Source organism: Pseudomonas sp. P105, from assembly GCF_032614175.1.
Taxonomy (GTDB): Bacteria; Pseudomonadota; Gammaproteobacteria; order Pseudomonadales; family Pseudomonadaceae; genus Aquipseudomonas; species Aquipseudomonas rhizophila.
The window spans coordinates 6,057,423-6,078,532 of sequence record NZ_CP126693.1; the positions used below are offsets into that span (position 1 = coordinate 6,057,423).

The 21,110-nt window shown below is 60.9% G+C and carries 21 protein-coding genes; 8 read left to right on the plus strand and 13 right to left on the minus strand.

What is annotated here, in order from left to right:
• Positions 1–92: 92 nt before the first annotated feature.
• The 6 genes from QOM08_RS27280 to dadA all read right to left on the minus strand — a co-directional run bounded on the left by QOM08_RS27280 (position 93) and on the right by dadA (position 6,220).
• Complete coding sequence (locus tag QOM08_RS27280; protein WP_076383086.1) at positions 93–2,015, minus strand: acetyl-CoA hydrolase/transferase C-terminal domain-containing protein; 1,923 nt, start codon at positions 2,013–2,015, stop codon at positions 93–95.
• Positions 2,016–2,151: 136 nt separating this feature from the next.
• Complete coding sequence (locus QOM08_RS27285) at positions 2,152–2,562, minus strand: c-type cytochrome (protein ID WP_047226149.1); 411 nt, start codon at positions 2,560–2,562, stop codon at positions 2,152–2,154.
• A 183-nt stretch (positions 2,563–2,745) separates the two neighbouring features.
• Positions 2,746–3,294 (minus strand): cupin domain-containing protein, encoded by a 549-nt coding sequence (locus QOM08_RS27290; protein WP_047226150.1) that lies wholly within the window; start codon positions 3,292–3,294, stop codon positions 2,746–2,748.
• Between the two features lie 128 nt (positions 3,295–3,422).
• Positions 3,423–4,496, minus strand: coding sequence for an alanine racemase (alr, locus tag QOM08_RS27295; protein ID WP_047226151.1), 1,074 nt, complete (start codon positions 4,494–4,496; stop codon positions 3,423–3,425).
• A gap of 94 nt (positions 4,497–4,590) precedes the next feature.
• Positions 4,591–4,944, minus strand: coding sequence for a RidA family protein (locus QOM08_RS27300; RefSeq protein WP_047226152.1), 354 nt, complete (start codon positions 4,942–4,944; stop codon positions 4,591–4,593).
• The gene (gene dadA, locus QOM08_RS27305; RefSeq protein ID WP_047226153.1) at positions 4,916–6,220 is read right to left on the minus strand and encodes a D-amino acid dehydrogenase; all 1,305 of its coding nucleotides are present in this window, start codon (positions 6,218–6,220) and stop codon (positions 4,916–4,918) included. The genes QOM08_RS27300 and dadA overlap by 29 nt, the downstream gene beginning before the upstream one ends.
• A gap of 155 nt (positions 6,221–6,375) precedes the next feature.
• On the opposite strand from dadA, the gene QOM08_RS27310 reads away from it, so the two are divergent.
• Positions 6,376–6,864 carry an Lrp/AsnC ligand binding domain-containing protein gene (locus QOM08_RS27310; RefSeq protein ID WP_003206849.1) on the plus strand — a complete coding sequence of 163 codons (489 nt, stop codon included), beginning with the start codon at positions 6,376–6,378 and terminating at the stop codon, positions 6,862–6,864.
• Between the two features lie 13 nt (positions 6,865–6,877).
• Here the strand turns inward: QOM08_RS27310 and QOM08_RS27315 are convergent, their stop codons facing one another.
• Entirely contained in the window at positions 6,878–7,231 is a 354-nt protein-coding gene (locus tag QOM08_RS27315; protein ID WP_003206850.1) for a YkgJ family cysteine cluster protein, read from the minus strand.
• A 146-nt stretch (positions 7,232–7,377) separates the two neighbouring features.
• Here QOM08_RS27315 and QOM08_RS27320 point away from each other — a divergent pair, with 146 nt between their 5' ends.
• A complete protein-coding gene (locus tag QOM08_RS27320) occupies positions 7,378–8,691 on the plus strand; it encodes an NAD(P)/FAD-dependent oxidoreductase (protein WP_160891372.1) in 1,314 nt (437 codons plus the stop codon).
• Between the two features lie 113 nt (positions 8,692–8,804).
• On the opposite strand, the gene QOM08_RS27325 is transcribed toward QOM08_RS27320, so the two are convergent.
• Positions 8,805–9,050, minus strand: a complete 246-nt coding sequence (locus tag QOM08_RS27325; RefSeq protein WP_047226155.1) for a DUF1127 domain-containing protein — start codon at positions 9,048–9,050, stop codon at positions 8,805–8,807.
• Positions 9,051–9,229: 179 nt separating this feature from the next.
• On the opposite strand from QOM08_RS27325, the gene QOM08_RS27330 reads away from it, so the two are divergent.
• Together QOM08_RS27330 and QOM08_RS27335 are read left to right on the plus strand one after the other, a co-directional pair.
• Positions 9,230–10,663: a PLP-dependent aminotransferase family protein gene (locus QOM08_RS27330; protein WP_047226156.1), complete on the plus strand. Its 1,434-nt coding sequence runs from the start codon at positions 9,230–9,232 to the stop codon at positions 10,661–10,663.
• A gap of 61 nt (positions 10,664–10,724) precedes the next feature.
• A complete protein-coding gene (locus QOM08_RS27335) occupies positions 10,725–12,290 on the plus strand; it encodes a phospholipase D family protein (protein WP_047226157.1) in 1,566 nt (521 codons plus the stop codon).
• A 40-nt stretch (positions 12,291–12,330) separates the two neighbouring features.
• Here the strand turns inward: QOM08_RS27335 and QOM08_RS27340 are convergent, their stop codons facing one another.
• Both QOM08_RS27340 and QOM08_RS27345 read right to left on the minus strand, forming a co-directional pair.
• The gene (locus QOM08_RS27340; protein ID WP_047226158.1) at positions 12,331–13,473 is read right to left on the minus strand and encodes an MFS transporter; all 1,143 of its coding nucleotides are present in this window, start codon (positions 13,471–13,473) and stop codon (positions 12,331–12,333) included.
• Between the two features lie 187 nt (positions 13,474–13,660).
• Positions 13,661–15,154, minus strand: coding sequence for an aldehyde dehydrogenase (locus QOM08_RS27345; RefSeq protein ID WP_047226159.1), 1,494 nt, complete (start codon positions 15,152–15,154; stop codon positions 13,661–13,663).
• 244 nt (positions 15,155–15,398) lie between these two features.
• Here QOM08_RS27345 and QOM08_RS27350 point away from each other — a divergent pair, with 244 nt between their 5' ends.
• Entirely contained in the window at positions 15,399–15,761 is a 363-nt protein-coding gene (locus QOM08_RS27350; RefSeq protein WP_076383089.1) for a cupin domain-containing protein, read from the plus strand.
• 204 nt (positions 15,762–15,965) lie between these two features.
• On the opposite strand, the gene rpmG is transcribed toward QOM08_RS27350, so the two are convergent.
• A complete protein-coding gene (gene rpmG, locus QOM08_RS27355; protein ID WP_003177274.1) occupies positions 15,966–16,121 on the minus strand; it encodes a 50S ribosomal protein L33 in 156 nt (51 codons plus the stop codon).
• 11 nt (positions 16,122–16,132) lie between these two features.
• Positions 16,133–16,366, minus strand: a complete 234-nt coding sequence (rpmB, locus tag QOM08_RS27360; RefSeq protein ID WP_003229474.1) for a 50S ribosomal protein L28 — start codon at positions 16,364–16,366, stop codon at positions 16,133–16,135.
• Between the two features lie 436 nt (positions 16,367–16,802).
• On the opposite strand from rpmB, the gene QOM08_RS27365 reads away from it, so the two are divergent.
• A complete protein-coding gene (locus QOM08_RS27365) occupies positions 16,803–18,389 on the plus strand; it encodes an ABC transporter substrate-binding protein (protein WP_076383090.1) in 1,587 nt (528 codons plus the stop codon).
• A 134-nt stretch (positions 18,390–18,523) separates the two neighbouring features.
• Here the strand turns inward: QOM08_RS27365 and radC are convergent, their stop codons facing one another.
• A complete protein-coding gene (gene radC, locus QOM08_RS27370; protein ID WP_047226162.1) occupies positions 18,524–19,198 on the minus strand; it encodes a RadC family protein in 675 nt (224 codons plus the stop codon).
• A 145-nt stretch (positions 19,199–19,343) separates the two neighbouring features.
• Here radC and coaBC point away from each other — a divergent pair, with 145 nt between their 5' ends.
• Both coaBC and dut read left to right on the plus strand, forming a co-directional pair.
• Positions 19,344–20,552 carry a bifunctional phosphopantothenoylcysteine decarboxylase/phosphopantothenate--cysteine ligase CoaBC gene (gene coaBC / locus QOM08_RS27375; RefSeq protein ID WP_047226163.1) on the plus strand — a complete coding sequence of 403 codons (1,209 nt, stop codon included), beginning with the start codon at positions 19,344–19,346 and terminating at the stop codon, positions 20,550–20,552.
• A gap of 5 nt (positions 20,553–20,557) precedes the next feature.
• A complete protein-coding gene (dut, locus tag QOM08_RS27380) occupies positions 20,558–21,013 on the plus strand; it encodes a dUTP diphosphatase (protein WP_047226164.1) in 456 nt (151 codons plus the stop codon).
• Positions 21,014–21,110: the final 97 nt, after the last annotated feature.

Below are 21,110 nucleotides of genomic sequence, written 5' to 3' on the forward strand. Positions count from 1 at the left end.
CTCGCGATGAGGCCGGCACATCCAACACCAATGTTGACTGACAGTCCGCCATCGCGAGCAGGCTCGCTCCCACAGGGGCTTTGAAGTGGCCGTTAAGGCGCGGTGATCTTGAGACCAGCGAGCAACAAGCGCTGGCCCAGCTCTTCTTTCAGCCCTTCGGGGCTCGCCAACTGCATCCGCTCCAAATGCTCGGGAAACTCCGACGGCGGCGGCGCATCCAGCGCAGCCTTGCCCAGCTCCAGCATTTCGGTGAGTTTGAACTTGCTCTTGAGCCAGTTCAGCGCCCGCAACAGGTCCCGCTCCACCCCGTCGAAATCGCTGCCCAGCGGATACTCCGGGAACAAATTAGGATGCCGTGCCTGGATGGCCTGCAAGCGTTCCGAGGTGTTCTCGGCGAAGCGCGGATCGAGGCGAAAATCCTTCGGCAACTTGCCGGCATTTTGCGCCTGCTCGATCAGCTCCGGCTGGAAGCGTGAGTCGCTGATGTTCAGCAGCGCCTCGATCACCGCGGCATCAGTCTTGCCCCGCAGGTCAGCGATACCGTATTCAGTCACCACGATGTCTCGCAAGTGTCGGGGAATGGTGCAATGGCCGTATTCCCAGACGATGTTCGAACTGATCTCGCCCCCCGCCTCGCGCCAACTGCGCAGAAGCAGAATGGAGCGCCCGCCCTCCAGCGCATGGCCCTGGGCAACGAAGTTGTACTGCCCGCCGACGCCGCTGAGTACGCGACCATCTTCCAGTTGGTCCGCCACCCCGGCGCCCAGCAAGGTCATGGTGAAAACCGTGTTGATAAAACGTGCATCGAGTCGCTGCAGGCGCTTGAGTCTTTCCTGGCCGTACAGCTCGTTGATGTAACTGATGCGGGTCATGTTGAATTCGAGGCGCCGACTCTGGGGCAACTCGCGCAAGCGTTCGTAAAAACTGCGAGGGCCGAGGAAGAATCCGCCATGGATGCAGATGCCATCGGGTTGCGCCGCCTCGTCGAGGGTGCCGGCGTTGGCTCGTTCCTGGGTCGGCTCGTCGGGATAGACCCTGCGCCGGATAATTCCGGCCTCTGCCAGCACCAGCAAGCCGTTGACGAACATTTCGCTGCAACCGTACAACCCTTTGGCAAAGGGTTCGACCCCGCCCTCACGCTCGATCAACTGCGCCCACTGGCTGAGATTCAGCTCCGCCAGCAACGCCTGGTAAGCGGCATTGTCGGCTTGACGCGCCAGCAGCGCCGCCGTCAACGCATCGCCCATGGAGCCGATGCCGATCTGCAACGTACCGCCGTCACGCACCAGGGCACTGGCGTGCAGGCCGATCATATGATCCTGAAACCCCACCGGCATGTTCGGCGTGGAAAACAGCGTGTGGCTGTCCTTTTCGTCGATCAACAGGTCGAACGTGTCGATGCCGACTTCCGCATCACCGGGCATGTAGGGCAGATCACTGTGAACCTGGCCCACCATGAGGATGGTCTCCCCCGCCGCACGCCGCTTGGCGACCATCGGCAACAGGTCGAGGGTGATGTCCGGGTTGCAACTCAGGCTCAGGCGGTCAGGATGCTGCGCATCACTGGCCACCAGTTGCGCGATCAGGTTCAAGCCAGCGGCATTGATGTCCCGCGCGGCGTGGCTGTAGTTGCTGCTGACGTAATCCTGCTGGGCCGACTCGCTGTGCAACAGGCTGCCCGGTTGCAGGAAGAATTGCTGGACGTGGATGTTGGCCGGCAGGCTGTCACGGTGCAGATCGGCCAGGTAATCCAGTTCCGGATAATCGCCAAAGACCCGTTCGATAAAGGGCTCGAGAAAGCGCTTCTGCAAACCATCGCCCAGATTGGGTCGGCCCAGGCTCAGAGCGGTGTAGATGGTCAGTTGTCGCTCAGGCAGTTGCGCGATACGCCGGTACAGGGCGTTGGCGAACAGATTGGGTTTGCCCAACCCCAGGGGCATCCCCAGATGAATGTGCGCTGGCAGGCGCGCGAGTACGTCATCCACCGCCTGTTCGATTGAACACAACTGCACCATCCGACCCTCCGGGACATTCCATGAATGTGGGTTGGACCGAGCTTGCCGGGTCTTGGTTGCGATGAACAGCCTTTGTAAAACCACCGGGCACAAAAAAGCCGCTCGTAAGCGGCTTTCTTGTGGAAGATGCTGGCTATTACAGACCCGACATCTCTTTGATCGCGCCCATGAGCTCTTCATCCGAGCAATCGGCGCAGGTGCCTTTAGGCGGCATGGCGTTGATGCCAGTGATCGCCTTGGCCAGGATGCCGTCGAGGCCGCCCTGATGATCGGCGCGCTCTTTCCAGGCAGCCGTGTCGCCGATTTTCGGAGCGCCCAGCAGGCCGGTGCCGTGGCAAGCATTGCAGTGTTTTGCAATAACATCCTTCGGCGTCTTGGCTCCACCGCCGCCAGCCGAAGCCACGACCTCCATGCCCTTGCATTCCTGCCCCTGAACGCAGACCTGGCCGACCGGTTCAAGGCGCTTGGCGATTTCGTCGTTGGGCGCTGCTTGGACACTGGCTGCCCATAGGGCCAATACGGTTGCTGGTGCAGCCAGCATTTTCATAATTAGATTCACGCGTACACCCTCAATGGTGGCTAGTCACGCCTGCGGCCACGGTTTGCAGGCGGGCGCAAGTATAGCGGGAAGGCCGTCACACTGAAACAACCCCAAAGTCGCAAGGGTCTTGTTTGTCATGACAGCTCATCCTTCGGGCGCCTTTGCCGTCCGGGCACGGCGCCTCTTTTCCTAGAAATTGGCCGGTGTGGCTGCGCTGATCAGTCGCGCCGGCGCATCGAACGGATTACGGAAACGGTGTGGCTTGGTGCTCTCGAAATAGTAGCTATCGCCCGCTTCGAGTACGAAGGTTTCGGCGCCGACCACCAACTCCAGCCGCCCTTCCACTAGAATCCCGGTCTCTTCGCCCTCATGGGTAAGCATCTCGTCACCGGTATCGGCGCCAGGCGGGTAGATCTCGTTGAGAAAGGCAATCGCCCGGCTGGGGTGCGCCCGGCCCACCAGTTTCATGGTGACGGCACCGTCGGAAATGTCGATCAGTTCATTGGCTTTGTAGACGATCTGAGTCGGTTTCTCCTGCAGAATTTCTTCGGAGAAAAACTCGACCATGGACATGGGAATCCCGCCAAGGACCTTACGCAGCGAGCTGATCGAGGGGCTGACGCTGTTTTTCTCGATCATCGAAATGGTGCTGTTGGTGACGCCCGCGCGCTTGGCGAGTTCACGCTGGGAAAGGCCTTTGAGTTTACGAATGGATTGCAGTCGTTCACCGACGTCCAATGCTGGAGCCTCCAGGGAATCAGGTTGTGTGGAAAGTGAGCGTTATCATGGCGACAGCGTTCAGTATTTACAACACTTTGACCTCAATCCCGTGCGGTGAAGCGACTTTCGGTAGATTGCGCTTTGCGTCAGCCCCCGGAATAGAGCCGTGGAACCCGGCGCAGGTTGCAGAAAATCTGATAAGGAATCGTGCCGGCCGCCTTCGCGACATCACTGGCCAGGATAGTCTTGCCCCACAGCTCCACGGTCGAACCGAGCCCGGCGTTGGGGATATTCGTCAAGTCGACACACAGCATGTCCATGGAGACCCGACCGACCAGTTGACTAGGCTGCCCGTGCACCAGCACCGGCGTACCGTTCGGCGCCTGGCGCGGGTAACCGTCGGCGTATCCCATGGCAACCACGCCGACCCGCGTCGGTTGCGCGGTGACAAAACGGGCGCCATACCCCACCGGCTCGCCGGCGGGCAATTCACGCACGCTGATGATCTTGGACTCCAGAGTCATGACCGGCTGCAGCCGCGCAGCGACGGCGTTGGCTTCCTCGAAGGGGGTCGCACCGTACAGCATGATGCCTGGCCGCACCCAGTCGCTTGGTATCTGCGGCCAACCCAGCACTGCCGGGGAGTTGCGCAAACTGATCTGCGCCGCCAGCCCCTGGCGGGCCGCCTCGAACACGGCCAGTTGCTCGGTGCTGCTGGGATCGTGCAGTTCATCGGCGCGGGCGAAATGGCTCATCAACACGATCTTCGCCACCTTGCCGCTGGCCAGCAGTCGACGATAGGCCGCCTGATAATCCGCCGGATGCAGCCCCACCCGATGCATCCCCGAGTCGAGCTTGAGCCAGACCGTAATCGGCTTGCTCAGGGTCGCGTTTTCAATCGCTTCGAGCTGCCACAACGAATGCACCACACACCAGAAATCGTGTTCGACGATCAGCGACAGTTCATCGGCCTCGAAGAATCCTTCCAGCAGCAAGACCGGCCCACGAATCCCGCCGGCCCGCAGTTCCAGCGCTTCTTCGATGCAAGCCACGGCAAACCCATCGGCCGTGTCCTGCAAAGCCTCGGCGCAGCGCACTGCGCCGTGCCCATAGGCATCGGCCTTGATCACCGCAAGAGCTTTGGCCCCCGTCACTTCGCGGGCCAATTGGTAGTTGTGACGTAAGGCTTGAAGGTCGATCAGAGCACGGGCAGGACGCATGGCGGCAGGCTTCTAGGCGGACTAGGTAAAAAAAACGGCGCTGGCTGACGGCATGAACCACCAACAGCACCGCAAGAGGGATCGTTTTCCGGGTTTAGGGCAGCGCTGCCACGACGGACAGCTCCACCAGGATTTCCGGTTCGCACAGTTTGGCTTGCACAGTGGCCCGGGCCGGCGCGACGCCCTTGGGCAGCCATTTGTCCCAGATCGCGTTCATGCCTTCGAAATGGGCGTCGATGTCTTTCAGGTAAATCGTCACCGACAACAGATGATTTTTGTCGGTCCCGGCCAGGTCCAGCAAACGCTCGATATTGGCCAGGGTTTCACGGGTCTGCTGTTCGATACCGGCACTCATGTCGTCACCAACCTGCCCGGCCAGGTAAACAGTGCCGTTGTGCAGGACGACCTGACTCATGCGGTCATTGGTGAGCTGGCGCTGGATTGACATGTTTTGCAGACTCCTGGTGTTTACTGCCATAACGGGAAATATCGAGGCCTTCGGCGCTGATCTGTGGTTTTTTCTTCGCCATCAGGTCCGCTAGCAAGCGCCCGGAACCACAGGCCATGGTCCAACCGAGGGTGCCATGGCCGGTGTTCAGGAACAGGTTCTTGAACGGGGTGGCGCCCACGATCGGTGTGCCATCCGGAGTGGTCGGACGCAGACCGGTCCAGAAACTGGCCTGGGCCAGATCGCCGCCCTGAGGATAAAGGTCGTTGACGATCATCTCCAGGGTTTCCCGCCGACGCGGGTTGAGAGACAGGTCGAAACCGGCAATTTCAGCCATGCCGCCCACTCGGATGCGGTTATCGAACCGGGTAATCGCGACCTTGTAGGTTTCGTCGAGAATGGTCGAGGTCGGAGCCATCGCCGGATTGGTGATCGGCACCGTCAGGGAATAACCCTTGAGCGGATACACCGGTGCACGAATGCCCAGCGGTTTGAGCAATTGCGGTGAGTAACTGCCCAGGGCCAGGACGTAGCGGTCGGCGGTTTCCAGCTTGCCGTCGATCCAGACGCCGTTGATGCGATCACCGGCGTAGTCCAGGCGCTGGATATCCTGGCCAAAGCGGAATTCCACACCGAGTTTCACGGCCATTTGCGCCAGACGCGTGGTAAACATCTGACAGTCGCCAGTCTGGTCATTGGGCAGACGCAAGGCTCCGGCCAGGATGTCGGTGACATTGGCCAATGCCGGCTCGACGCGGGCAATGCCTTCACGGTCCAGCACTTCGAAGGGCACACCGGACTCTTTCAGCACGGCGATGTCTTTGGCCGCACCATCAACCTGAGCCTGGGTACGGAACAATTGAGTGGTCCCCAGACTGCGGCCTTCGTAGGCAATCCCGGTTTCGGCGCGCAGTTCGTCGAGGCAGTCGCGGCTGTACTCGGACAGGCGCACCATGCGCTCCTTGTTCACGGCATAACGATTGGCGGTGCAGTTGCGCAGCATCTGCGCCATCCACAGGTACTGGTCGATGTCAGCGGTGGCTTTGATCGCCAGCGGTGCGTGGCGCTGCAACAGCCACTTGATGGCCTTGAGTGGCACACCTGGTGCGGCCCACGGCGAGGCATAACCCGGCGACACCTGGCCGGCATTGGCAAAACTGGTTTCCATGGCTGGCGCCGGCTGACGATCAACCACCACGACTTCAAACCCGGCACGGGCCAGGTAGTAAGCACTGACGGTACCGATGACGCCGCTACCTAAAACCAGAACGCGCATGTTGAAGCCCTCATCGCGGATAACCGCTGACGTTTTGTTGTACAGACCGTAATGTGCGCAGTTTAGAAAAGATCAGGCAGTGCTTTTCACTATATAAATGCCTATATTTGGCGAGAATTCTCGGCAAAAACCCTTTTCATGGAGGAGCATCACCTGTGCGGACCAACACTCAGACCAAACGTGAGCTGGACAAGATCGACCGCAACATCCTGCGCATCCTCCAGGCGGATGGACGGATTTCCTTTACGGAGCTTGGGGAAAAGGTCGGCCTCTCCACCACGCCCTGCACCGAGCGGGTTCGTCGCCTGGAGCGCGAGGGAATCATCATGGGCTACAACGCCCGGCTCAATCCGCAGCATCTGAAGGGAAGTCTGCTGGTGTTCGTCGAAATCAGCCTCGACTACAAATCCGGCGACACCTTTGAAGAATTCCGGCGCGCGGTGCTGAAATTGCCTCACGTGCTCGAATGCCATCTGGTGTCAGGCGACTTTGACTATCTGGTGAAAGCGCGGATTTCCGAGATGGCTTCGTACCGCAAGCTGCTGGGCGACATCCTGCTCAAGCTGCCCCACGTGCGCGAATCCAAGAGCTACATCGTGATGGAAGAAGTGAAGGAGAGCTTGAACCTGCCGATTCCGGATTGAGGGGCGTTCTTGGCTACACCAATACCTGCCGGGTGCTGGCCATATATTCGTGAATCTGCTTCTCGACCCGCGGATGAATCAGTTCCACCGGCCGCCGGCCATTGGGACACGGCAAGGTCGCCGTGGTGCCGAACAACCGGCAGATCAGCGGCCGCTCGTCATAGACTGTGCAGCCATTGGGTCCCAAGTGCACACAGTCGAGCGCTTCCATGGCCGCGTCCTGTTCGGCGCGAGTCTTGCGTGGCAAGCGGGCCATTTCCTCAGGCGAGGTGGTCACTGGCCCGCAGCAGTCATGGCAGCCCGGTACGCACTCGAACGAGGGAATCTGTTGGCGCAGCGTGCGGATTTTTTGACTGTTGCAGCTCATCGAAGCGGCTACCGAGACGGGACAAGGCAGGATTCTGCACGAAAAGCCCTGTCCCAGACAGCGCCAACCGACCGGTGTTGCCCATGGACGAATCCCCGGCTTATGCTCCGTAAAATTTCTCAAACACAATAATCAGGATTACGCACATGAACGCCCGTGTTCAGCAACCTGTCCCGAGCCATTCGCACGCCGCCTCTTACTACGCCGCCAGCAGCTTGCCGCAACCGGATCATCCGCTGCTGCAGGGCGAGCTGGTGGCGGATGTCTGCGTGGTAGGCGGTGGGTTCTCGGGGTTGAACACAGCGATCGAACTGGCCGAGCGCGGCATGAGCGTAGTGCTGCTGGAAGCGCACAAGATCGGCTGGGGGGCCAGCGGGCGCAACGGCGGTCAACTGATTCGCGGCGTCGGTCATGGCCTCGATCAGTTCGCCCCGGTCATCGGTGCCGACGGCGTACGCCAGATGAAGCTCATGGGCCTTGAGGCGGTGGAAATCGTCCGTCAACGGGTCGAGCGCTTTCAGATCCACTGCGACCTCACCTGGGGTTATTGCGACCTCGCCAACAAGCCAGGCGACCTGGAAGGTTTCGCTGAGGACGCCGAAGAGCTGCGCAGCCTGGGGTATCGCCATCAGACCCGGCTGCTGCAAGCCCACGAAATGCACAGTGTGGTGGGTTCGGATCGCTACGTCGGCGGCCTGATCGACATGGGCTCGGGCCATTTGCATCCGCTGAACCTGGCCCTGGGCGAAGCCTGCGCCGCGCAGCAACTGGGGGTCCGGCTGTTCGAGCAATCGGCGGTCACGCGCATTGATTACGGCCCGGAAGTGAAGGTGCACACCCAACAGGGCGCGGTCCGGGCCAAGACCCTGGTGCTGGGCTGCAACGCCTACCTCAATGGGCTCAACCCGGAACTCAGTGGCAAGGTCCTGCCCGCCGGCAGCTACATCATCGCCACTGAACCTTTGAGCGAGGCTCAGGCCCAGGCGTTGTTGCCGCAGAACATGGCGGTCTGTGATCAACGGGTGGCGCTGGATTACTACCGGCTTTCCGCGGATCGACGCTTACTGTTCGGCGGAGCCTGCCATTACTCGGGTCGTGACCCGCAAGACATTGGCGCGTACATGCGTCCGAAAATGCTCAAGGTGTTCCCGCAACTGGCGCAGGTGAAAATCGACTTTCAATGGGGCGGGATGATCGGCATCGGCGCCAACCGCTTGCCGCAGATCGGTCGACTCAAGGATCAGCCCAACGTGTACTACGCCCAGGCCTACTCCGGCCACGGAGTGAATGCCACGCACCTGGCCGGCAAGCTGTTGGCCGAAGCCATCAGTGGGCAACAGAGTGGTGGTTTCGATCTGTTCGCCCAGGTGCCGCACATGACCTTCCCGGGCGGAAAGCATCTGCGCTCGCCACTGTTGGCACTGGGGATGCTGTGGCATCGGTTGAAAGAGTTGGTTTAAAGCGCCCAGCGCTACTGGTGACGCTATCGCGGGCACGCCTTGCTCGCACAGATTGAGAGAGGGCTGTAAGAGCAAGGCGTGCCCGCGATAGCAGTTTCAGGCCCGGTACCGCTTCAAAGCCGCCAGAACGGCTTCAAGCCCTCCTCCCGCGCCTGCTCTCGGCTCAGCCCGATATCACGCAACTGTTCCGGTGTGAGCTCCAACAAGGCCTTGCGTGTATGCAGACGACGCCAGAACAGGGCCCAGCGGCTCAGGCTGGACGGGGCACTGTGCAACATCGCATTGCGTAGCTCCTTTTCCTGCCCCGCCGCCAGTTCCTGGCTGTGTAACGTCAGCCGCACATCGCTCAAGCCGTTCATTTTGATCGCTCCTGTTTACTTGGGTAGCCAGAGCTTTCATGATGCGCGGACGGCCATAATCAATACAGATTCAAACAATGTGTTTTCCATGCATACAGATTGCGGCTTTTCGACACTGAATTGTCTTTTTCCGCCGCAACTGTATTGGTTACCGTTGTCCACTTCATCGAGAGCGCGCCATGACCCTTTATGTGAACCTCGCCGAATTGCTCGGCACCCGCATCGAACAGGGCTTCTATCGTCCCGGCGACCGGCTGCCGTCAGTGCGCGCGCTGAGCATGGAGCACGGTGTCAGCCTGAGTACGGTGCAGCAGGCCTATCGCGTGCTGGAGGACAGCGGGCTGGCGATGCCAAAACCCAAATCAGGGTATTTCGTACCGGCCAGCCGTGAACTGCCGGACCTGCCGGTAGTGGGTCGCCCAGCCCAACGACCGGTGGACATCTCCCAATGGGACCAGGTGCTGGAGCTGATACGCTCGGTACCACGCAAAGACGTGGTGCAACTGGGCCGAGGCATGCCGGATATCAACTCGCCGACCATGAAACCGCTGTTGCGCAGCCTCGCGCAGATCAGCCGCCGGCAAGACATGCCGGGCCTTTATTACGACAACATCTACGGCAACCTCGCGCTGCGCGAACAGATCGCTCGCCTGTCGCTGGACTCGGGTTGCAAACTGGGAGCCGGCGACCTGATCGTCACCACGGGCTGTCACGAAGCGCTGTCGGTCAGCATCCGCGCCACCTGTGAACAAGGCGATATCGTCGCGGTGGACTCCCCCAGCTTTCACGGCGCCATGCAAACCCTCAAGGGCCTGGGCATGAAGGCCCTGGAAATCCCCACCGATCCGCTGACCGGCATCAGCCTGGAGGCCCTGGAGCTGGCGCTGGAACAGTGGCCCATCAAGGCCATACAGTTGACGCCCAGTTGTAACAACCCGCTAGGCTACATCATGCCCGAGGCCAACAAACGCGCGTTGCTGACCTTGGCGCAGCGCTTCGACGTGGCGATTATCGAGGACGATGTGTATGGAGAACTGGCCTACACCTACCCGCGGCCCCGCACGATCAAATCCTTCGACGACGATGGCCGCGTCCTGCTCTGCAGTTCTTTTTCCAAGACACTGGCACCGGGTTTGCGAGTGGGCTGGGTCGCACCCGGCCGCTATCTGGAACGGGTGCTGCACATGAAATACATCAGCACCGGCTCCACCGCACCGCAACCGCAGATAGCCATTGCGGAGTTTCTCAAGGGCGGGCATTTCGAACCGCATTTGCGGCGGATGCGCAGCCAATACCAACGCAATCGCGACGTCATGATCGACTGGGTCAGCCGCTATTTTCCAGCGGGTACTCGCGCCAGCCGCCCGCGCGGCAGCTTTATGCTCTGGGTCGAACTCCCCGAAGGCTTCGATACACTCAAGCTTAATCGGGTCCTGCATGACCAGGGCGTGCAGGTGGCGGTCGGCAGCATATTTTCCGCCTCGGGCAAGTACCGCAATTGCCTGCGCATGAACTACGCTGCCAAACCAACGGCACAGATCGAGGACGCCGTCCGCAAGGTCGGCGCCGCGGCCATTGCGTTGTTGAACGAAACCCGACTCGACGCCGTCTGAGCTTTACTCAGGGAAGCAGCACCCACAAGCCGATCAACGCAAACAAGCGGAACGAGCCTACGTGAGACCCAGACCCATCCTGCCTGTGCTCCTGCTAGTCGCCTCGCTGCTGGGCGGCTGTGCCAGTTTTGACATCACCCGCGAACCTTCCCAGGCGCTCCCGGCAACCGAATCTTCGTTCGGACGCTCGGTACAGGCCCAGGCCGCTCCACACGAGGGACGCTCGGGTTTCCGCCTGCTATCTGACAGTACCGACGCCTTCTCCGCCCGGGCCGAGTTGATCCGCAACGCCCAAAGCAGCCTGGATTTGCAGTACTACATCGTTCATGACGGCATCAGCACGCGAATGCTGGTGGATGAATTGCTCAAAGCCGCCGACCGCGGCGTACGCGTGCGCATTCTGCTGGATGACACCACCAGCGATGGCCAGGATCAGATCATCGCGACCCTCGCCGCTCATCCGCGGATCCAGATACGCCTGTTCAACCCACTTCATCTGGGGCGCGCCACCGGGGTAACCCGCAGCCTCGGGCGGCTGCTCAACCTCTCATTGCAACACCGGCGCATGCACAACAAGCTCTGGCTGGCGGACAACAGCATGGCCATCGTCGGCGGTCGCAATCTGGGGGATGAATATTTCGACGCCGAACCCAACCTGAACTTCACCGACATCGACCTGCTTGGCGTTGGGCCGGTGGCCGAACAATTGGGGCACAGCTTCGACCAATACTGGAACAGCGCCCTGAGCAAACCCATCGAACAATTCCTGTCCCGTCGACCAACCCCCAAGGATCTGGCCAACAGCCGCCTGCGCCTGCAAGAGTCACTGGAGCAGACGCACAAGGAAAATCACGCGCTTTACCAGCAGTTGACCTCCTACCGGACCCAACCGCGCCTGGACATCTGGCGCAGGCAATTGATCTGGGCCTGGAACCAGGCGCTGTGGGATGCACCCAGCAAAGTCCTGGCCAGGGATGAGCCTGACCCGCAGTTGTTGCTGACCACGCAATTGGGCCCGGAGCTGACGGGGGTCAGTGAAGAACTGATCATGATTTCGGCCTACTTCGTGCCCGGCCAGCCAGGGTTGGTCTACCTGACCAGCCGGGCCGATGCCGGAGTGGCGGTGAGTCTTTTGACCAACTCCCTGGAGGCCACCGACGTACCGGCGGTGCACGGCGGTTACGCGCCGTATCGCAGGGCTTTGCTGCAACATGGGGTGCGGCTGTACGAATTGCGTCGCCAGCCCGGGGACACGGGTGGCAGCCCCCATTTGTTCTACAGCAAGTCCTACGGCGAATCGGACTCCAGCCTGCATAGCAAGGCGATCATCTTCGACCGGAAGAAATCCTTCATCGGCTCGTTCAATTTCGATCCGCGTTCAGTGCTGTGGAACACTGAAGTGGGGGTCTTGGTCGACAGTCCCGAACTCGCCGGCCAAGTGCGCGAACTGGCCTTGCAGGGCATGGCACCGGCCCTGAGTTACCAGGCCCGCCTGAAGGACGGGAAGCTGATATGGACCACCGAAGACAACGGCCAACTGCATGACCTGGACCGCGAACCCGGCAGTTGGTGGCGCCGCTTCAACGCCTGGTTCGCCACCACCGTTGGGCTGGAGCGAATGCTGTAGAAGCCCCGGGTTCAGCACGTTTCCCAAGGCTTCACTTTGTTCAGGCAGGTTGCGTGGCGCCAAACGCCCCTTGGCGCAACAACAGAACCACCAAGCCGAAGGCTCCCGCGGCCATGAACAAGGGCAGCGCATGCCCACTGATCCATTGACTGCCCGCCCCCGCCGCCAGTGGGCCAATCAGGCAACCGATCCCCCACAACTGGGCAATATGGGCGTTGGCCCGCACCAGTGCATCGTCGCGATAACGCTCGCCGATCAGGATCAGTGACAAGGTGAACAACCCGCCTGCGCTGGCGCCAAACAGCACCCACAGTGGCCAGATCAGCAAGGTATCGATCAGCAGTGGAACCGCCAGGCTCGACAGCATCAGCGCCACCGCACAGCCAGTGAACAACGACCGGCGCGACAGGCGGTCCGCAAGGGCGCCAATGGGCAACTGCAACAAGGCATCACCGACCACTACCGTGCTGACCATCGCCAGCGCAATGTCGGCGCTGAAGCCCTGACGCAAACAGTAAACCGGCAGCAAGGTCAGGATCATTGCCTCGAACGCCGCGAACAACGATACCGCCCAGGCGATTGCCGGCAACCCACGACAAAACGCCCATAGATCCTTGAAAGTGACGCTGCAGGCTTCACTGCTGGGCGCACCGCTGCGTCCCAGCAACAGCAACGGCGAAACCAGCAAAAGACCGACACCCACCCAAAAGCCATAATCGTGATCAGTCCCCAGCGCGCCCAGCAGCAAGGGACCAGACAACTGACTCAGGGCGTAGCTGCTGCCGTACAACGCCACCAACCGTCCGCGCCATTGTTCGATCACCAGTTGGTTGATCCAGCTTTCACCCAGAATGAACACCAGGGTCAGAACGACGCCGATCATCAGCCGCAGCACCAACCAGACCGGATAACTGGGCAACAGCGCCAGCAACCCGATGGACACCGCCCCACCCCACAGGCACAAGCGCATCAACGCCGCCGTGCCGAACCGCGCCGCAAGCCGACTCGACACCTTGGCCCCGACCAGCACCCCAACGGCCGGCATGGCGGCCATCACCCCGATAGCAAACGAACCATAACCCCAGCCTTCCAGACGCAGCGACACCAGCGGCATGCTCACGCCCAGCGCCAAGCCGACACTCAGGACAGATGCCAACACGGCGAAATAGGTCGCCCAACGCATTTCCACGCTCCTGTGGATAGTTATCGATTTTCAGGCCCCACAAAACACTGTGGGAGCGAGCCTGCTCGCGATAGCGGCGCAACATTCAACAGAGTCGTCGACTGTTACACCGCTATCGCGAGCAGGCTCGCTCCCACAGGGGACCAGCACTGCATGCAGCCCCGAACAGGATCCGGGGCCGCCCCTGTCAGAGCTTGATCCAGGTCGCCTTCAGCTCGGTGTACTTGTCGAACGCATGCAGCGACTTGTCGCGGCCGTTACCCGACTGCTTGAAGCCGCCGAACGGTGCGGTCATGTCGCCGCCGTCATACTGATTGACCCAAACGCTGCCAGCACGCAGCGCCTTGGCGGTCAGGTGAGCCTTGGAAATGTCCTTGGTCCATACCGCCGCGGCCAGGCCGTACGGCGTGTCGTTGGCGATCTGGATGGCCTCCTCGGCGGTATCGAAAGCGATGACCGACAGCACCGGACCGAAAATCTCTTCCTGGGCGATTTTCATGGCGTTGCTCACCCCGTCGAAAATCGTCGGCTCGACATAGGTGCCGCCGGTTTCTTCGAGGATCCGCTTGCCGCCGGCCACCAGCTTGGCGCCGTCGCTGTGACCGGCCTCGATGTAGGACAGCACGGTGTTCATCTGCTGGGTATCCACCAGGGCGCCGACATTGGTGGCCGGGTCCAGGGGGTTGCCAGGTTTCCAGCCCTTGAGCGCTTCAATCACCAGCGGCAGGAAGGTGTCCTTGATGGAACGCTCCACCAACAGTCGCGAGCCGGCGGTGCAGACTTCGCCCTGGTTGAAGGCAATGGCACTGGCGGCGGACTCGGCGGCGGCTTGCAGGTCCGGGGCATCGGCGAACACGATGTTCGGGCTCTTGCCGCCGGCTTCCAGCCAGACACGCTTCATGTTGGACTCGCCCGAGTAAACCATCAGTTGCTTGGCGATTTTGGTGGAACCGGTGAACACCAGGGTATCGACGTCCATGTGCAGGGCCAGGGCCTTGCCAACCGTGTGGCCGTAGCCCGGCAGCACGTTCAGCACGCCTTTCGGAATGCCGGCCTCAATCGCCAGTGCGGCAATGCGGATGGCGGTCAGTGGGGACTTTTCAGAGGGCTTGAGCACCACCGAGTTACCGGTGGACAGCGCCGGGCCGAGCTTCCAGCAGGCCATCATCAGTGGGAAATTCCACGGCACGATAGCGCCTACGACGCCCACCGGTTCACGGGTCACCAGGCCCAACTGATCGTGGGGGGTCGCGGCCACTTCATCGTAAATCTTGTCGATGGCTTCACCACTCCAGCTCAACGCTTGAGCTGCACCGGGAACATCAATATTCAAGGAGTCGCTGATCGGCTTGCCCATGTCCAGGGTTTCGAGCAGCGCCAGTTCTTCGGCGTTCTGCTTGAGCAGGCCGGCAAAGCGAATCATGGTCGCTTTACGCTTGCTCGGCGCCAGGCGCGACCAGACACCGGAGTTGAAGGTGGCACGGGCGTTTTCGACGGCGCGCTGGGCGTCGGCGACGTCGCAACTGGCGATCTTGCCCAGCACACGGCCATCCACCGGGCTGAGGCAGTCAAAGGTTTCGCCGGACACCGCATCGGTGTATTCGCCGTTGATGAAGGCACGGCCTTCGATGGTCAGGTCGCGGGCGCGTTGTTCCCAGTCGGCACGAGTCAGGGTGGTCATGCGAGTGTCCTCCTCTTATTGAGTACGAACGCCACGCGATGCGCAGCGCTCCACGAATTCTGCCCGGCCGGCCTGTTTTCGGCGCTGTTTTCGGCGCGGGGCACCCGCCACCCTAAACCAGCGGCTGGTAATGTTTCAATATATTTGACACAACGCTGGCAAACGGCCTTGCGATGTTCGTTTTAATAAACATAGACTTTGGCTCTTCCAGCCATTCGCGCCGTCATTACCGGAGAATTGCCGCATGAGCATCCAGGACATCGTCGATTTCAGTCAGGCCAGTACCACCGCCGAACGCTATCGCCCGGACGCAGCCAAGGTACTCAAGGGTGATCCCGAACAAACGGTGTTCAACCACTACAGCAGCCCTTGCGGGCAAATGAATGCAGGCGTGTGGGAAGGCGCGGTCGGCCAGTGGACGGTCAACTACACCGAACATGAATACTGCGAGATCGTCCAGGGCGTTTCCGTGCTGCGGGACAATGATGGCAATGCCAAGACCCTGCGGGCCGGCGACCGCTTCGTGATCCCCGCGGGGTTCACGGGCACTTGGGAAGTGTTGGAGGCGTGCCGCAAGATTTATGTGGTGTTTGAACAGAAGGTTTGAGGATTTGCATCGTTAGACCTGGCCTCATCGCGAGCAGGCTCGCTCCCACAGGGAATGGTGCTTGCCTGGAACTCGAGCGTTACGCAGCGCCAATGTGGGAGCGAGCCTGCTCGCGATGAGGCCCCAACAGGCAACAAAAATCCGGCAACAAAAAAGGCCCGTATCTTGCGATACGGGCCTTTTTCGTAAGAAGGGAAAAATCAATTACTTGATTTTGCCTTCCTTGTAGATCACGTGCTTGCGAACAACCGGATCATATTTCTTGATCTCGATTTTGTCCGGGGTAGTACGCTTGTTCTTGTCGGTAGTGTAGAAGTGACCAGTACCGGCGCTCGAGATCAAACGAATCAATTCACGCATGATTAGCTCCCTTAAATCTTGCCATCGCGGCGAAGTTCGGCGAGCACGACACTGATGCCACGCTTGTCGATGATACGCATGCCTTTGGCAGATACGCGCAGACGCACAAAACGTTTCTCTTCTTCAACCCAGAAGCGGTGATGCTGCAGGTTCGGCAGGAAACGACGACGGGTTTTGTTGTTTGCGTGGGAAATGTTATTCCCAGTCACCGGACCCTTACCGGTAACTTGACAGACTCTCGACATGCCTCAGCCCTCTAAAACCACATGCCCAACCCGGCATGGGTTGGCCGCTTAATCTCTCAGTCATTTGGCGCCAGGCGCCGCGTTTCTTTAAGGGTCTTACCGGCTACACCTACAGTGAAGGAACCGGGCCCCTAGAAAAGAGCGCTGCTTTATACCAGAAAGACCACAGTGCAACAACTGCCGGTGTGATTTGTCTTCGTTGGAAAGCGACGCGTAACGCCCCCGAACGGCTGGGGCACAGGCTGGCGCCGCCTTTGACCGCTCGTCGCTGCAGGCCGGTTTTTTTAACCGATGCCGAGCTTGATTCGTTAATACAGCGCCGCAGGGTGCCGGAAAATGCAAAAAGGGGATAGTCATTTTCCAACGAGGCCACTAGGGTAGGTCTTTTCCAGACTGCACATGCAGATGGGCCTTCGACTTGCACAGGAAACCGACCATGCGCCTCGCTGCCCTCCCACTGTTGCTCGCCCCTCTGCTGATCAGCCCGCTGGCCCAGGCCGCCGCCCTGAGCGTTTGCACCGAGGCCAGCCCGGAAGGATTCGATGTCGTTCAGTACAATTCGCTGACCACCACCAACGCATCCGCCGACGTGCTGATGAATCGCCTGGTGGATTTCGACACCGCCAGCGGCAAGGTCATCCCCAGCCTCGCCGAGAGCTGGGAAGTCTCGTCCGATGGACTGACCTACGTGTTCAAGCTGCGCCCCCAGGTCAAATTCCACCGGACCGAATACTTCACGCCGCGCCGCGATCTGACCGCCGAGGACGTCAAGTTCAGCTTCGAACGCATGCTTGACCCGGCAAACCCTTGGCACAAAATCGCCCAGAGCGGTTTCCCCCACGCCCAGTCCATGCAGCTACCGAGCTTGATCAAGAAAATCGACGCGCTGGACCCGCTGACCGTGCGCTTCATCCTCGATCATGCGGATTCGACCTTCCTGGCCACCTTGAGCATGGGCTTTGCCTCCATCTATTCGGCCGAATACGCCGATCAGCTGATGAAAGCCGGCACGCCAGAAGCACTCAACAATCAGCCCATCGGCACAGGCCCGTTCATTTTCAACCGGTTCCAGAAAGACGCTTCGATTCGCTACAAGGCCAACCACGACTATTTCGCCGGCAAGCCCCAGGTGGATCCGCTGATCTTCGCCATCACGCCGGACGCGAATGTGCGCCTGCAAAAACTGCGGCGCAACGAATGCCAGATCGCCCTGTCACCCAAGCCGCAGGACGTCCAGGCCGCCAGGCAGGAGCCGACGTTGAAAGTGGCGCAGACCGACGCCTTCATGACCGCGTTCGTGGCGATCAACAGCCAGCACCCGCCCTTCGACAAGCCCGAGGTTCGACAAGCCGTCAACCTGGCCTTCGACAAGGCCAGCTACCTCAAGGCCGTTTTCGAGGGCACCGCCGAAGCGGCCAAGGGCCCCTACCCTCCGAACACCTGGAGCTACGCCAAAAACTTGCCCGGTTACGCCCATGACCCGGCCAAGGCCCGTGATCTTCTGGCCAGGGCCGGTTTGAAGGACGGCTTTCAGACCACCATCTGGACCCGCCCTTCCGGCAGCCTGCTGAACCCCAACCCCAGCCTGGGCGCGCAGTTGCTGCAGGCCGACCTGGCGCAGATCGGCATTCAGGCCGAGATTCGCGTGATCGAATGGGGCGAACTGATCCGTCGCGCCAAGGCCGGCGAACATGACTTGCTGTTCATGGGCTGGGCCGGTGACAACGGTGACCCGGACAACTTCCTCACGCCGCAGTTTTCCTGCGCGGCACTCAAGTCCGGCACCAACTTCGCCCGTTATTGCAACCCGGACCTGGATAAAGTGATCAGTGCCGGCAAAACCACGAGCGAGCAGGGCGTGCGCACCAAACTCTATGAGCAGGCCCAGGCGCAGATCCAGCAACAGGCCCTGTGGCTGCCCCTGGCGCACCCGACCGCGTTCGCCCTGACCCGCAAGGATGTGCAGGGTTACTCGGTCAGCCCGTTTGGGCGGCAGGATTACTCCAAGGTCAGTATCAAGTAACCACTGCCAGCCCCCCCTGTGGGAGCAAAGCTTGCTCGCGATGACGTCGTTACATACAACACTTCTGTTGGCTGTAAAACCGCTATCGCGAGCAAGCTTTGCTCCCACAAGGGATTATTCAAGCCTGACCGTGGCTACATCCACCCATACTCCGCCATGGACAGCGGCTCACCATCGCCGACGATGAAGTGGTCGAGCACCCGCACATCGATCAACTCCAGTGCTTCCTGAAGCCGCTCAGTGAGTACCCGGTCGGCCTGGCTGGGCTCGGTGTTGCCGGAGGGGTGGTTGTGGCACAGGATCAACGCTGCGGCGTTATGGGCCAGGGCGCGCTTGACCACCTGCCGGGGATAGACACTCGCACTGTCGATGGAACCGCGAAACAGCGCCTCATACGCCAGCACCCGATGCCGGGAATCGAGGAACAGACATCCAAACACTTCATGAGGCTCGTGACGCAACATGGCCTTGAGGTAGTCCCGCACGGCCAGCGGGCTCTCCAGCACCGATTCCCGCCGCAAATTTTCGGCCAGATGCCGACGCCCCATCTCCAGCACGGCCTGCAACTGCGCGAATTTCGCCGGGCCCAGCCCCAGATGTGCGTTGAAGGTACGCAGATCAGCCTCGAGCAAAACCCGCAGGCCACCAAATTGATGCAGCAGATGTCGCGCCAGGTCCACGGCGCTTTTACCCGACACACCCGTGCGCAAGAAAATCGCCAAAAGCTCGGCGTCCGAAAGACTCGCCGATCCCAACTCCAGTAACCTCTCCCGTGGCCGCTCGGCCACCGGCCAGTCGCGAATACTCATAGCATCTCCCTGATTGTGGGCGCCGCTGTTCCGTAGCGGTCGCTGTGATATCGTAGCCCATCTTTTTTGCAGGCGATTTGCACCCAGGCAGGCTGCTGCCGAGGGGTTCGTCCTGCACTGACCATTGAAATCGAAAGGCAGGCCTATGCAGCGGCTGTATCGGAAACGCATCGTTCTGGGCGTCGGCGGCGGCATTGCCGCCTACAAGAGCGCCGAGCTGGTCCGCAGGCTTATCGACCAGGGCGCGGAAGTACGGGTCGTCATGACTCGCGGCGGCAGTGAATTCATCACCCCGCTGACCATGCAGGCCCTGTCCGGGCACCCGGTCCACCTGGATCTGCTCGACCCGGCGGCCGAAGCCGCCATGGGTCATATCGAACTGGCCAAGTGGGCCGACCTGGTGCTGATCGCCCCAGCCACGGCCGACCTGATCGCCCGCCTGGCCCAAGGCATCGCCGATGATTTGCTGACCACCCTGGTGCTCGCCACCGACGCCGTGGTTGCCCTCGCCCCAGCCATGAACCAGGCCATGTGGCGCGATCCGGCCACCCAGGCCAATCTGCAATTGCTCCAAAGCCGCGACCTGAAAGTCTTTGGCCCGGCTTCCGGCAGCCAGGCCTGCGGCGATGTCGGCATGGGACGCATGCTCGAAGCCAACGACCTGGCCCAGTGCGCCGCCGACTGCTTCCAGCGCCAGGCGCTGACCGGCAAGCATGTGCTGATCACCGCCGGACCGACCCAGGAAAACATCGACCCGGTGCGCTACATCACCAACCACAGCTCCGGGAAAATGGGCTTCGCCCTGGCCGAAGCCGCCGTGGAAGCCGGCGCCCGGGTTACGCTGATCACCGGCCCCGTGCATTTGCCAACCCCTGATCGGGTGACCCGCATCGACGTGGTCAGCGCCCGGGACATGCTGGCGGCCTGCGAAGCGGCTATCCCGTGCGACCTGTTCATCGCCTCGGCGGCGGTGGCGGACTACCGCCCCGAAGTAGTCGCCCCGCAAAAACTTAAGAAAGACCCTACGAGCGGCGACGGCCTGCTACTACAAATGGTGCGCAACCCGGACATTCTCGCGACCATCGCCACCCGCCCGGACCGTCCGTTCAGTGTCGGCTTCGCCGCCGAAACCGAGCACCTGCTCGATTACGCCGCGCGCAAGCTCAAGGACAAGAACCTGGACTTGATCGTCGCCAACGACGTCGCCAACCCGAGCATTGGCTTCAACAGCGAAGAAAACGCCTGCAGCGTGATCGACCGCCAGTTGCATGCCACCCTTTTCGCCCAGACCAGCAAGAGCAAGATTGCCCGCCAGCTGATCACTTTTATCGCCGAACGGCTGAACCAGGTTTAATTGACATGCACGCTCTACAAGCCAAGATCCTCGACCCTCGCATCGGCACCGAATTCCCGCTGCCGCATTACGCCACACCGGGTTCCGCCGGCCTCGATCTGCGGGCCATGCTCAAGCAGGACACCGTCCTGGAGCCCGGCCAGACCCTGCTGATCCCAACCGGCCTGTCGGTGTACATCGGCGACCCGGGCCTGGCTGCGTTGATCCTGCCGCGCTCGGGCCTGGGCCATAAGCATGGCATCGTACTGGGCAACCTGGTGGGCCTGATCGACTCCGATTACCAAGGCGAACTGATGGTGTCGTGCTGGAACCGTGGTCAAACGGCATTCAACATCGCCGTGGGCGAGCGCATCGCCCAACTGGTGCTGGTACCGGTGGTCCAGGCGCACTTCGAACTGGTGGAAGAATTCGACGAGAGCCAGCGCGGCGCTGGCGGCTTCGGGCATTCCGGCAGCCACTGATCCAGCAGTTTCAGGCCGGGCGTCTCGCCCGGCCCATTTATTAAGCTTCTGTTTCAGGACGAAAAATGCCCACAGGCTGGCTGCAGGGTTTCCCACT

Coding starts and splice junctions, on each gene's coding strand:
- QOM08_RS27345 (WP_047226159.1), bottom strand. CDS start 15,154: ATGACCACCCTGACTCGTGCCGACTGGGAACAACGCGCCCGCGACCTG.
- coaBC (WP_047226163.1), top strand. CDS start 19,344: ATGCAGCGGCTGTATCGGAAACGCATCGTTCTGGGCGTCGGCGGCGGC.
- dut (WP_047226164.1), top strand. CDS start 20,558: ATGCACGCTCTACAAGCCAAGATCCTCGACCCTCGCATCGGCACCGAA.
- QOM08_RS27325 (WP_047226155.1), bottom strand. CDS start 9,050: ATGAACGGCTTGAGCGATGTGCGGCTGACGTTACACAGCCAGGAACTG.
- QOM08_RS27350 (WP_076383089.1), top strand. CDS start 15,399: ATGAGCATCCAGGACATCGTCGATTTCAGTCAGGCCAGTACCACCGCC.
- QOM08_RS27300 (WP_047226152.1), bottom strand. CDS start 4,944: ATGTCAATCCAGCGCCAGCTCACCAATGACCGCATGAGTCAGGTCGTC.
- QOM08_RS27365 (WP_076383090.1), top strand. CDS start 16,803: ATGCGCCTCGCTGCCCTCCCACTGTTGCTCGCCCCTCTGCTGATCAGC.
- QOM08_RS27320 (WP_160891372.1), top strand. CDS start 7,378: ATGAACGCCCGTGTTCAGCAACCTGTCCCGAGCCATTCGCACGCCGCC.
- QOM08_RS27330 (WP_047226156.1), top strand. CDS start 9,230: ATGACCCTTTATGTGAACCTCGCCGAATTGCTCGGCACCCGCATCGAA.
- radC (WP_047226162.1), bottom strand. CDS start 19,198: ATGAGTATTCGCGACTGGCCGGTGGCCGAGCGGCCACGGGAGAGGTTA.
- dadA (WP_047226153.1), bottom strand. CDS start 6,220: ATGCGCGTTCTGGTTTTAGGTAGCGGCGTCATCGGTACCGTCAGTGCT.
- QOM08_RS27285 (WP_047226149.1), bottom strand. CDS start 2,562: ATGAAAATGCTGGCTGCACCAGCAACCGTATTGGCCCTATGGGCAGCC.
- alr (WP_047226151.1), bottom strand. CDS start 4,496: ATGCGTCCTGCCCGTGCTCTGATCGACCTTCAAGCCTTACGTCACAAC.
- rpmG (WP_003177274.1), bottom strand. CDS start 16,121: ATGCGTGAATTGATTCGTTTGATCTCGAGCGCCGGTACTGGTCACTTC.
- QOM08_RS27315 (WP_003206850.1), bottom strand. CDS start 7,231: ATGAGCTGCAACAGTCAAAAAATCCGCACGCTGCGCCAACAGATTCCC.
- QOM08_RS27340 (WP_047226158.1), bottom strand. CDS start 13,473: ATGCGTTGGGCGACCTATTTCGCCGTGTTGGCATCTGTCCTGAGTGTC.
- rpmB (WP_003229474.1), bottom strand. CDS start 16,366: ATGTCGAGAGTCTGTCAAGTTACCGGTAAGGGTCCGGTGACTGGGAAT.
- QOM08_RS27280 (WP_076383086.1), bottom strand. CDS start 2,015: ATGGTGCAGTTGTGTTCAATCGAACAGGCGGTGGATGACGTACTCGCG.